Origin of the sequence: Paenibacillus sp. FSL H3-0333 (genome assembly GCF_038002805.1) — a bacterium.
Taxonomy (GTDB): Bacteria; Bacillota; Bacilli; order Paenibacillales; family Paenibacillaceae; genus Paenibacillus_AQ; species Paenibacillus_AQ silagei.
Genome location: NZ_JBBODG010000001.1, coordinates 4,235,864 through 4,249,416, shown reverse-complemented (window position 1 = coordinate 4,249,416; position 13,553 = coordinate 4,235,864). Strand labels below are relative to the sequence as shown.

Genomic DNA, 13,553 nt, shown 5'->3' with positions numbered 1-13,553 from the left:
ACGATAATTGCTGTGAACTATCACTTTCGTCTTATTTAGATGGCCAAGAGAGTCATATATGAAGCTCCATACTGTAAAACTCTCCCAGCTGCTTCTTAATTATTGGATATCAGGATATACACCTTATACGTCTACTACTTATATGATTCCTTCACGTACGGTACTACCATTATTGGACAGTGTGACTCTCACATTTCAGCATTTATATTACATATGAGTGTCTCACGACGATCGTTTTTCTTTTTACGAGGCATTTTAATACCATAAACTTAGAATAGCAATGCTTATACTTTCTAAACAGTGACCCGACAATCTTAAGTAGCGAAAAAGGAATACAGAAAAATTTGGAGCAACACATCGAGGGCTGGTCTTTCTCTTTTTGGGACCTGTTTTATCAATGCTTTGTACTCAGCAGGGGGAAATCATTTAGTTGTATTCTGTAAAAAGTTCAAGACTATTGCTTATTTTGCAGAAATATTTGTTCCTAATAAGGAAACTAGACGTTAATTAATTTTATTCCCAAGTGAGTTAAGTGAAATTGAGAATACTCGTATACCTCACCTTCAAGTCCAAAGTAGTTCATAGAAACTTGGCCCGGATTTAAGCCGAAGCCTGTATTTTCGATCACCATACCAGTTGCAACTAAGTGCTCATACTCAGTTCCCAAAAACCAGATTTGCTGATTATCTTCAATTGTTGAACCAGTCTTGTCTTAAGAACTCATTTGTTAGAATATTCATCCTGAATTTCGAAAGTGCGTAGTGACAAGGAAGCCAAGGATTGTCCGCCAAAAAAACCTGTAAAAATCAGGGTGTACTAACAGGGGGGATATTCCAAACTGACGGTGCTGCGTACAGATTCCCCCACCCCAGAGGACCGGGCATTTGAATTTCCATGTTAAATTCTAGAAGGCTTCATTCGAGCAGGGCGATTCGAGATTCTATTCGCCTCCAGGCGTGGCGGTTTACAAATTCCTTCGTCAGTTTGAGTACGGTGGTTCGACTGTGACTCATCAGCGTCGCCGCACACTGAAAAAATTCTAGACGAAACCTTGCTACTGTATAACCAAAATGAATAGGTTCACAACAATATCGTTTGAAGCGCTCATAAAGGTTATACGCCAGCAATTTGACGAGGAGGTCGATTTCATTGGCTTCAAAGGAGCCGGTTGCGATCTTGTCGATGGAAAATCCACGCTTGGCTTCTTTGATATAGTTTTCCATGCAGCAGCGCTGGTTGTAAAACCGCCATACGTCCCGATCGCTTCCCAGTCCAGGTTCGTGACGATGGCTTCGTACTGCCAATCCGTGTCCAGCAGGAAACACGCTTGGTCGTCTTGAACAACGGTGGCTTTGCGGATGACGGCGACCCGCCGTGGCTTCGTCCAGGAGGTCGCTTGGTACCACAGGGCGATGCCTTCAATGATCCAGTCTTCGTCGACGTAACGTTTCCAGTACCGGCAAGAGGCCACTTCAGCGGACAGACGCTTCGTCCATTTCATTTTGCCCACATAGCCAATCTTTCGTTCCTCCCACAAGGAATAGAAGTCTTCGCCGCCAAAGCCTTTGTCAAACCGGGCGTATTGGACCGGGTGCTGGCCCAGGAGGCCAAAGGTCTCTTCCAGAAACGTCGACGCCTCCGTGGAGGAGTGAACGTTTCCGCCGCGTAGCACGGCATTTAGGCAGAGGTGAGATTGTCCTTCGAAAGCCAGCAAGGGATGGTAGCTTTTGCGCCCCGGCTTATGGGCGTTTACCCCTTTGGCGGCCTTAGCCTGATTCCCATAGACCGTCTCCACGGTGGAATCCAAATCGAGAATGAGTTTGGAGGGCAGAGCTGGCCGAATCACTTCGAAGTTCACGAGCCGGAGTTGCGTATGTACATGGGGATTCATTTTGGCCAGTCGAGCCAGTTCTTTGTACAGAAGAGAGTGGTGCGGACAGCGCCCACCGAGAAAACGCTGAAGCAGGGAGTCCTTTTGCCATCTGCGAAAGTGAAACAGACGCTCACAGCCCAAGACCCAGCCGACGATGAGATACAGCAGAATGTGGTGCATGGAGAAACGCGCATTGCGGGCTTTGCCTCCGGATACGGTGTGCAGCACCTGGCGCAGTTTGATTTTTTCGAGATAATCCAGGAAGATCTTGCTTCCTCCGATGCTTGTCGACTGAGTCAGGGAAAATTCGGTCTTGATTTTAGAAATAGATGTGGTAGACTTCACCTAAAAGGTGCTCCTCTCTTTGGGTGATGTTGTTGTCGTAAACACCATTCTACCAAAGATTTGAGCCCTTTTTTTGTTTTTATAGAAGATTACTTTCGAAATTTAGGATTATTTACATTATATTACACGATGCAATCTATTTATATATAAACAAGAGTAAATTCATCAGATATATTTTTTACATATAAGATAAGCGTGTTGATTTCCCAAAAAAAGGGACAAGAAAGGCCGCCATTTCGGGTAATGGTAAGTACGACCAAACCAAACCGAAATGAGGCGACCTCATGAATAATAATACCCCATTCCTGGCCGTGTTCAAACAAGTATTAACCCCGGAAGAAGTCGAAATGGTGACTGGGCAAACCGAGAACTACGAGGATACAGGAACCAAAATGACTGTCGGTGTGTTGTTCGACTACTTTATCCAAGCCTGCTACCACCAATGGGATGGCTTTCGTCAAAGTGCTCGGGTGGGCTCGAACTACGATTTGCCCAAGGTTCATTACTCCACTCTTTCGGGCAAAGCCGGTGAAGTGCCTTACGATATCTTCAAGCGTTTGTTTCAAATGCTCGTCCAGAAATGTAACCGGCAAACCCGGCGGCACCTGAATCTGCCTAAAGATCTTCTGCTTATTGACTCTACGACGGTTACGGCGGCAAACTCCCGTATGTCTTGGGCTCCGTATAAAAAATTCAGAGGAGGTATCAAGCTGCATGTGGCCTTCTCGCATGGACAGCATTCACCCGTGAAGGTGGTCGAATCGATTGCCCGGCGCAATGACGCTCCATTTGGAGAAGTCTTGGCCGATAAGGACTACCTTCTAGTCCAGGATCGGGCATATGGAAAAATCGGTCGATTGGATCAATATGTGCAGCAAGGTCAGTCCTTTGTGATTCGTTTGAAAGACAATCTCCACTTGGTGTTGCCGCGAAAACGTCAGCGACCGGCAGAGGGAGACACCAAAATTGTACGCGATATTACCTGTTATATCGGTCAAGGGAAACACCAATCCGCCCAGCGCCACCGCGTCGTTGAATTTGAAAATGACCGGGGCGAAGTCGTACGGGTCGTCACTGATTTGAGAAAAGAGTCCGCTCACGTGATTGCTGAAATTTACAAAGCACGCTGGGAGATTGAAGTCTTTTTCCGCTGGGTGAAACAGCATTTGAATGTCCCTTGTCTGTTTGGAAACACCGAAAATGCAGTGTATAGCCAATTGTTTGTGGCCCTTACCGCATATGTGCTTCTAAAATACATTTTTGATGAAATTCATCCGAAGGTACCGGTCTTTGCTAAGCTGACTCTTTGGGAATTTATGCAGTACTGGCGTATATTTAATCTTCCGCTGGAGTGGCAGGTTCAGCTTAATCAGCTCAGGCGTAAAGAACATTTAGGTGTTTTTGTCATCCCATAATATGGGTAATCAACATGCCTGCATATAAGAGTATTTAATTCTATAAAGTAAAGGTTAGAATTTGAATTTAATAATAAGTGACACAATATATATAATTACTTTAAAATATGATGAAATATTGATTAATTATATATTAAAAGAAATACGGGTTTTGTGAAGAAGTAATTATTTAAAAGTGAACCTCGACTCAATCGTTTAATAATTCATGTTCTACAGTGACATAAAGTTTACCCCTTCATTGACTCTAAAGTTCCCCCATTTACGGTGGTGTGAGAGGACGGGGGGGGGCCGCCCCCTCCTACTCGATTCATTTAATGACCAAATCATTCTCAGGTGAAATAAAACTCGTCCTTCACAAATGGAACTTGTCGCCGGCGTAGACCGCAAGCGGCAGAGTTAAAGGCGACGATGAAGAGATGCGTAAGCTTCGTAAGCAACTCGCAGATCTCAAGGATGAAAAAAGGCGGCAGCTTATGTCGCTATATATCACAGCTTCCGCCATATTGCATCAATGTTCACTATTTTGAATGTGTACGAAAGGCTTTATCTCCCAATTTAGTCTCAGGTATTTGTACGTCATTCGCATGAAGTATACTTACTTAGGCGGAACTAATATCACATTCATCACCAGATAAAGGTCCTCAAGATCCACCTTCTGAATGTCATCAATGGACAAGTTAAAATCTATATCCAGCATGATTGTAGATGGTGACCTACCTTGCAGTAAATTAGTTTCTGTTGTCTTTTTTTCAAGTGTAAACGGCCCCTGCCCAAGATTAACTGTGAGCAACGATTGGCTCTTACCAAGTTTCGCTACCAACAACAAACTCACAACTTCTGAATTGGTTTTCTGAGCCGAATAAGGCAGATTCTTTTTGCTGATTTTCATTTTGACGGTCCCACTATTTGTTAAAGAGAACCATTCATTCGGTAAATCATGTCTCATGCTAAGGGCAACAGTTAATCCAGTATCGCTTAACTCCTCCTCAAAATTCTTTAGCTGTTTCCATACGAATTCGGAAGCAGCGGACTTTAACTGTTCACCGCCTTCGCTTGCAGTAAACTTCAAGTGCATAATGACATCCGAAATACTGCCATAGTCATACTGCCGGAAGGACGGCAATTCCAGGCGCCACTTGCTGATCACTCCCGCTCCTTCAAAAGGAAGATACCGTTCATCCTTGAAATTCAACTCAAACATACCGCTGTCATTCTGCGCAGAACTCGCAGCAATTGCTTGGATGGGTACCAGGTAAGCACTGAACCTGAGATCCGGCTCTCCCTTTTTCTCTTCATAAGCTTTTGAACCGATGGCTGTATTACGGAATTTGTTCTCCAGCAAGCTGAGCTTAGCATTGATTCCTGTATAGGGTCCGGCGATACAAGGAATTGTAAGCGAAACAGATTTGATCCGGCGTTTGTAGTGTCCCGGATAATCCATATCAAACCAAATTTCCGGTAATGCAAATTCACATTTGCCTGTCTCCCTGAGCTGTATGACCGACAAAGGATTGAGTTGGTAAAGAGAAATCTGTTTGGTAACCTCATAATCATAGCCCCGTTCATTCTGATACGCGGCTTCCAGCTGCTTAAGTCCAACATACAGCTGCTCACCCGAGAGCAATCCATCCCTACCTGCATCAAAATAACCGGGCTGTATAAAGTTTGCGCTGGTGATTCCACGTTCAAAACAATAGGTCTTCTCCGCTTTCTTGGCGAGATCATAAGCCAGATCATATACCTGGCGGTACAGGGTCTTCAGACTTCCCCTCGTCCAGTGATAAAGCTCTTCGCTTGAATATTTGTTTTTAATAAATTCTTCAACTTCCATTGCATTGTCTATAGACTTCTGCTGATTGGTTATCTCCTGGTTGGCCATATCCATCCGGATCTCTTGGGTTGTAATTTGTTTGTCGAGCTGCTTAAGTTCATATCCGGCAGCATTGGCCTGGAAGGTACGCTCTTGCATCGCCCGGGTAAATCCGGCCTTTTTGCCAGCCATGGAGGATTCAAAAGACAGCTCATCGGCATCATTTTTCTTATGTCGGGCTATGGCTGATGTGGCATTGGCCACATTAGGATATCCCCACTGACCACCTCCGCCAACCCCAAGTGGCTCTCCAAAGAAGTTCATAGCAGGCAGGACATGGAGCGTTGACGCCAAGGCTTCCAGTTTTCCTATTTCGCTCTGCATTTTTGCCGCAGCGCTTGCTTTGTCCATATCCTCTTTCTCAAACGGGATCAATTTCAAGCCGCTTTCCCCATCCACAGTCACGATGTCGTTCGGAATCTCACTGAAATCTGCTTCTGGAGCAGGTACCAGGCTTTCTTCCATTCCAGTTAGCTTCAAATAATATTTCATTCTTGCTTCTAATGTCGTACGATTTTGCTGCAAGGAGATTACATTTTTTTGAGCTTCTTCGAGTTGTTTCTTCTTGATCTCCATCATCAGGTTCAGCATGACTCCTTCATGCTTGGCACGGAGCAGCGTAAGAGCCTCATTATCCTTCTTCTCAATAGCAGAGAGCATGGAACTGCCGAGTGATTTCAATTCATTGCACAGTTCAAGCGCTTTCTGCAGCAAATAATAGAAGCGGTAATTAGGCATTGGTGCATTGAGATCATTTAATACAGAAGCAATGCTAAGGCCTTGTGCCGCCGCCTTAACCAGCAGAGCCGGATCAATCGGAGGCTCAAACAAAGCCAGCTTGCGGAAGACCCCTTCAATGTTCTGGCAATGGCGGATTTTAAAGAGCCTATCGGCTAGAGTATCCCAATACCCCATAAGCTTAGGATTGTTCGGGATACAGAAGTAAGGTGATGAGGCCAAACCGAAGAGGTTGGCAAACACTAACTCATGATTCACCTCGCCAAATGGAAGCTCGATTTGATTGCTGAATGGCACTGAAAGCTCCAGTTCTACCAAGGCATTGCCAAAAGCGTCCCATTTATCCAACAGACCCAGATAGGTCTGGGGTTTGATTTTGCCGCTCCTTGGGATCATCATCGGCCGCGGACCCAGGATATGGCCTGCCAATACGTAGAGCTGTGTTGCCTGATTGATCGTTTCAATCGTATCCTGACGGAAGAGCTGATCTCCCCAGGCCACCAGATTATCAATGTATTTCATGACGGCCCATTTCATATAGGCGACAGGTCTGCTTCGTGCTACCAGATGAGGCATAAACGGTTTATCCCGCCACTCACTGATTTTTTTATTCACTGTGTTAGGTTTAAGGTCGTTAAATATACTGTCCAGAATTCTCTGGCTGTTGATTTGTGAAAAGGGTTTGAATTGCCAGAAACGGTTATCCTTATTCCCTTCTGCTATCGGATTGAACACATAGTGGAACCACTTCGCAGCTTCTTCAAACTGCTGTGCTTTACTAAGCGCGTCTGCCAAGAGAACAGGCGTATGAAAGAAAAGCTCCCAGTTATAGAGCGAATAGCTCCCCTTCAGTTCATGATACGATAGTTCAACGTCATCCTGATACCTTCCAAAATCTAGATCCAGCGACTGATTGGCTTTGAAAAAAGCTTTCAAATCTTCGATGTTCATATATCCCAGCAGATTTTGTGTGTCGGGGTGGTGGAAATTTCTGTAATGGTTGAGAATTCTATTATGGTTTAAATTTTTATTATTCAGTCTAGGCCCCCATATTCGTTCATTATTTTTGAATTCATAAAAGAACACGCCATTATACTGAGGGACCCACTGTTCTGTGGACTCGGATGTGCATTTCACTACTTGCCAGGTATGCATTTCATAACCAAATTCCCCTAAAGTCTGGTTGAAATATTGAATGGATATCGGTTTAGTAGTGATGGGCGTCGTCACAACTTTTGCGGAAGTCCCGTTAAATTCAAAGGCGCCTTTGTACTTACCATCAGCCTCATTTTTATAGGCATCATCAATGTTGATCGTGACCTTCTCCGCTTCAACAATTGGAATGAACTTGAAGTGCTGAATGGCAATAAGAACTTTATTTTCAACATTGTGTGCCGTAACGACTGCATCGTTGCTGACTTGTTTTTGTGTCCATTTTCCGTTCCGGTGTTCGCTCCACGCCAGTTTAATTTCATAGAAATCGCTTGGTTTCATTTGATCCACTGTTTTTGTGCTAAGGTCCTTAAGAGTTGTCTCCTTGCACTCTTCATTTGGTACTGTTTTTTTCATGATCTGCGGAAAGAATACGATTAGGCGTTTATTCCAAACCACCGGGATTACATAACATCCGCTGTCAGAAACCAACCGCCCAGTTTCTGGTTCGATATACTCCACATCATAACTGGGTATATCCACCTGCATCTTCTCCCAGGGATACCAATACATTTTATCCAGGGCCAGATACCGGTAATAGAATACATACGGAGCACTCTGTGTCCGGGAAAAAACATGCAGCTTTGCGCCTTCGCACCACTCCGTAATGTGCTCTTCGCCACAGCTGGTCTTGGTTTGGATTCCCTCGACATATAACCCGACTACCTCCATATTGGCAATTTCATCTACCTTATACAGATAAGACTTCAGAGCATCGGTGATATTCTGTTTATTGATATCCGCCTGCAACAATTCACTTTCGAGTTCCTTGAAGAACGGACTCTTATCATCTCTCAGGTTACTTTCGATCCAGTTCTCGGGATACAGAAATACTTTACGGTTGGCTTCCCAGACACGGTAGCGCTGCATCCAGTCCCAGCGGGGTCTGTCCAGCACACCCGGTTTAATGCCGCTGTGCTCTTCCTCCAATCCCAAAAAGCAGCGCTGCACAAATAATTGCACAGAGGAAATCGCCTGTTTGATGCGCGAGGTTTCCATACAGGCATCCATTTGAACGTCGATCAGGAAATATTCGAACAGCCCATCTGCATCCGTCACGTTCCATTCAATCAGTTCTTTTTGCTGCAATAAATAGCCGGTCAATGCTTCCTTTTGATGGTTGCGCAGTTTGTCATGAAGCGGCTTCGCCACCTGTTCCCAGTCGGTGCGGTTTGTTCTGGCGCGAAGGGCATTTTTAATGCTGTCAGCAATTTTGCGGTGCTCATTAAATTTTGCAACGGGTTCCGCCCATGTGAATAACGCTTCCACGGGAACCCCGATTCTGTCAATAATCTCAACTGCCTTCTGCAATTTAAGCAGGCTACGTTCGTCCCGGTAGTCATCGCATTGAATTAAATTGTAATAACTGGGAGCGGTTAATTTCTGAATATGTTCGTGTTTCCAGGTCGTGAGGTCGGCAATCTTCTGAATAAGCTCTTTCTCGTTCTCCTCTTTTGTGGACTTATAAATCCATTTCCAAAATTCCAGGATCGTCAGTTTATGCTGCGGCAAAGAATTGCGCAGTCTAACGTAATCCTCCAGACGCAGCCAATGTTTAAGCTGTGGGGCATGAAAGCTTAACTCATCAAAGCCCTTATTATGCAGCTCAAAAAATCGGATTTCATCCGCACTTAATTTAAAGGTGGACACCAGTACAGCCGCTTTCTTCAAAGCAACCAATGCCGGAGTACACTTCTCGGAAGCAAAGTCAGGGATCAATGCGGAGGGAGGAATAGGAACTACCGCAGTAGTAGTGGTCTTCCAGAACAAATTTTCCAGCTCGACCCCTTTTGCTTTCAACAGGTATAGCTTTCCAGCTTGCAGTGTTACCGGCTCGCTCCACCATTCATCCGCCGCCGCTTCCTCTTCCGATTTCACAAGCGCCTCATCGTTAATGCTGATAAACGGCTCGGTATTGCTTGATTTGACGATAAACGTATAGTCTGTGTTGGCGGTTACCAGATAGCCGCTGCTGCTCGCAGGTACAGCACTTCTCTTGATATTCTCAAAAATGCTGTAAATCGGTTCTGCGGAATCGCCTATTCTCAGGATATGGGAAACCAGAACATCGGTAATCTCCGCTTCAAGCCCGGCAAATTCCGCAAGCGTACTCATCACAGCATTACGTGTGAGCTGCTGGCGTAGATAAGGCATGAAGAATTCGAGAAAAGCTATTCTTTTTAACGGGGCCGTTTCTGGTTTGGTTTCAGTTTCTCTTTCGGTGTCAGTGTCTACGCTGATTTCAGTATCGGCATCCTCTGCACTTGTTGTTTTCGGTGCTGCGCTGACGTCACCCAACATGATGATGTCCTTAATTTCTTTTTTCCGGTCTGCCGGAATGGTCTTTACGCTTTTGAGCATATCCGTCAGAAGTTCTTTAAATAGTTTTGCCTGCTGCTTTTGAATAGAGGTCAAAGCTTCAAGCCAGCCTTCATTCATGCTGAGCTTGTGGTAATCTGTTATTTCAGATTTCGTTAAAATTCCTGTAATTGAGAGTGTTCCCTGCTTTTTTTCATATTTCAGTTTACGGGCCAGCGCTTCCGGCACAGAGAGGGAAAGTTTCTTAGGCGCGCTGGTTGTATATATATTTGTTCCTTCCAGAAGTCCAATAATCTTCTCAATAATGTCCGTTTGGATAGTTCCGAGAAGACTCATTTTGGTCCGAATGAGCGTGCTGGTAGCCTGCTCTTCAGAGTCCTGAGCAGACGTCGTACCCTTGCTTGAACGAGCGGCCTTAATATCTTTATTCTCTTCTTCGATGATGTTCAATGCGTCGTACAACCCTTTGGCCAGTTTCAAAATCTCCAACTGGGTAGGGGCGAGAGGTTCCTTATCGTCATCTAACCCCTTGATAATGTAGCTCAGCTGCTTACTGGTGAACCCGGAAGGTTCAATACGGTCATAATCTGTTACAAACATATAAGTCTCATAGGCATTGAGGAAGATATCCTGAAGGCCTTCACCCTGCTCTTTGACCGGAAGGCTGTTTAGAAATTCCGGAATATCCAGATCCAGCACATCGGACAGCAGCCGGTAGCGGTACAGGACGGACAAATTGCTTACGGTAAGCTTGTCTTCTTTTTTCGCGGCAGACATAATATCATTAATATGATCCGCCTTCAAGCCAAGGGCGGCCATGATAAGAGAGTGATAATCGGACAGTTTGATGTCTTCGTCTGTCAGAACATTCCCGTACTGATCCGGTACAAAAATGGGCTCGCTGCCGATTATATTGTAAGTGAGAAACAGCTGCCGATAGAGCGAATGGTTCCCCTCCGTATCCATATGGGTCCAGAACGGAAGCAGTTGAAAGGGTTCCAGCGCGGTTCTGATCAAAAGTTTCTTTACAGGTACAAGCTGATGAATCAGTGCTGAGTTGATATCCGCATAGGTCCTACCTGCATCCTCTTCGCACTCCATGCACTCCGTATCTCCACACTCGTCTTCACAGCCGGAGTAGGTGAATAAGCGCTCCGCCGGGCTACTCTCCCGGGATGGTGCAGTTCCCAGTCCGGCAATGGCTTGATCGGTTTCACGGATCGTCCATCCGAGCTTGCGCCAGAGCCTGATAAAGCGATGAATTCTATCATATTCCAGGACCGTCAGAGCTGTTCCATCCAGATGCTGCAGCCTTGCCGTACTGAGATCCCCAGTGTCCCTGTGCTTCAACAAGTTCAGATAAATGTGCTCCTTGACAGGCAGAAAGATGCCCTTCTCGCCTCTATCGCTAATAAACGTTAGGCGCTGTAACGTATTTAAATCTAAATAGGATGTGTCCTCAAGCAGGACTTTCCCGGTTTGTTTATCTATTGTTCCGATATGGACGTCAATCTGTTCATTGCCGCTATAACTCAGCATGCAATTGTCTACCTTCAATTCAACCTCATGCAGCCCCAAAATCCGGCCATTCAAGCAGCTCTTTCCGTTCTCAATTACAATCATCTTACCTACTTTATAGAATTCGCATTTAATCCACTGAATGATATCCTTTTCGGAAATCTCGGGGGTGTTCTGATCAGTTATAGAGCACCTTAGATTTCCCGTAAATAACTGCTGAAGTATGGGCATCAAATGAGCCAGCTTCTCACCTTTTGCCAAATCGCTTGCCATTCTATCCAACCCGTAAGCCTTGGCGTAGTTTTGCAAAAAGCGATAACTAAAGTGCAAGCTATCGGTAATGACTTTCGATTTTCCCCTAGGTAAGTTGGGATTGATAAAGCCGGTTTTCAACAGTTCCACCAGACTGATGTAGTCGATGCCGGTCCGGCGCAAAAATTCCCTTTTAATCAGCGCAAGCCCATCCTCGTCCAGCATGGAACGCTCATCATCATATCCGTAATATTGAAATACTTCCTTCACGCCAATACGTTTCCGGTATTCGTCATCGGTTTGAGATTTACGTTCCAGCTTATCCACCAGGTCTTTGCTTATGAAAGACTCTTTGGTCAGGATAATATATTCCTCCAGAGTTATCCCTAAATATTCCGCATCCGCTGCTCTGCCCAGTACTTCATCATTGAGGCGGGTATGTTCAGCATTTCCTCCATTGTTGCTTTTGCGGAAGGTCTCCATAAGCTCGTACCGGCTGGTTCCCAGTTGTTCCAGGTATATTCTCTCCGCATCTATCGGCTGGTGGTAAGGGAGATTGAACGGATATACCTCGTTCTTCAAGAGGCAATAAGCTTGATATTCAGTATGCTGCGGTTCTGCCAGCAGTTCACTGCTCGATTCATCCGCTACGTTGAAAGGCTTCAGCTTTTTAAAGGCAACGTAATTTTCCATTACCTCATTGACCAGGTCAATATATGGAATAAGGGTGTTGATGTTCTGGCAGGTCAGCTCCAGGCAACCCAAATCGGGTCTGCGCTTGAACAGCTTGTCAAGAGGTGTGTCGGAGAAATCGTAAGGACTGGAAAGAATCTCTGTTGGGCAGCTTTTATCATACTTCCGGTTAAGTCCGCCCAAGTTGTTGTTGCGAAGATATTCCAGCAGTTCCACATAATAAGACGCCGGGCTGTATACAGAGCTGCACTCATCACATTCACCAAAATCAGCATCGCCAAACAGCAAATCCCAGGACAGGTTATGCTTCTCCGTAGTCTTTTTCAGCAGGGATAATGCAGTCTCACTCTCAGCTTCAAGCTCTGCTTGTTCTGTGACTTGCAGACTCTTGTCAATCATCGCAATGCCGGTGCCCTTATACATCTCTCTCAAAGCCATAATCGTCTGCTCGTTGCGCGCGCGCGCCCGCTCGGCATTGGTATGGATTTGCGCAAGCGTGCTGTCATCCATACAGCTTGTGCACAGAGCATCTATAAATTGTGTTCTTGGCAGTTCCGAAATTTGATGGGCTGAATGAAAATTCATGTTGTACAGAACAGGCAGCGCCTCCGAGTCCGGACTTAGCGCTGTGATCCGTTGCAATGTCTTTATCCGATTCTTCAGCGGTTCTTGGTATTCCGCAGGAATGCCGCTAAATGTATCGGCTTGATTGAGAATTTCGTAAACCGAGGTAGTCTTAATGTTGAATTCGGGATGCTTCTCTAGGATCATGCCTACCTGAGCACCGATAGCATCGTTTAATAATGGAACCTGCGGATCTTTGATCATGTTGATCAGCAGCGCGGTAGGTTCCATTTGAAATAACTCGCGGTGCAAATGGCGGGCAAAGGCCTGCTTCTCCTCTTCCGTTTCAGCCGGTGCATAATCTTTGACTTTTTTCATGAACGCAGCCGTGTTCCATTGCATGGCAATATCACGCATGGTGTGAATCTGATCGTCTTGCTTGAATGCAGCAATCAGGTTGGTATTGTAACTGCTCCATTCACCCAGGCGGTGGGTAAACTCCAGATTTCCGATATCCGGGGCTGAGAAGGCTGATTCATTGCTTAGCTCAGTCTTAATGCCGGACCAATCGCCGGTATGTTTGGTGTAAATATTCTCGAACACGGTTTGCTGTTCCTTGGATTGCAGCTCTGACTTTAGCAGCTCCAGCTTCAGGTGATGCTTGTCACGGTTATTGTCGGTCATGATCGACACTCCTTGGTTTTCGATTATGATTATCAGTGATCGACTACTGGCAAAATCGGCTCCTGCCTGA

2 protein-coding genes and 1 pseudogene are annotated in these 13,553 nt (G+C 45.4%); 1 reads left to right on the top strand and 2 read right to left on the bottom strand.

Going from position 1 to position 13,553, the window contains the following annotated elements:
• Positions 1 to 914 precede the first annotated feature (914 nt).
• Positions 915 to 2,218, bottom strand: a pseudogene (locus tag MHH78_RS19210) (IS1380 family transposase).
• A 284-nt stretch (positions 2,219 to 2,502) separates the two neighbouring features.
• Here MHH78_RS19210 and MHH78_RS19205 point away from each other — a divergent pair.
• Entirely contained in the window at positions 2,503 to 3,633 is a 1,131-nt protein-coding gene (locus MHH78_RS19205; RefSeq protein ID WP_341168437.1) for an IS4 family transposase, read from the top strand.
• A 595-nt stretch (positions 3,634 to 4,228) separates the two neighbouring features.
• Here MHH78_RS19205 and MHH78_RS19200 read toward each other — a convergent pair.
• The gene (locus MHH78_RS19200; protein ID WP_341168436.1) at positions 4,229 to 13,483 is read right to left on the bottom strand and encodes a Tc toxin subunit A-related protein; all 9,255 of its coding nucleotides are present in this window, start codon (positions 13,481 to 13,483) and stop codon (positions 4,229 to 4,231) included.
• Between the last annotated feature and the right edge of the window lie 70 nt (positions 13,484 to 13,553).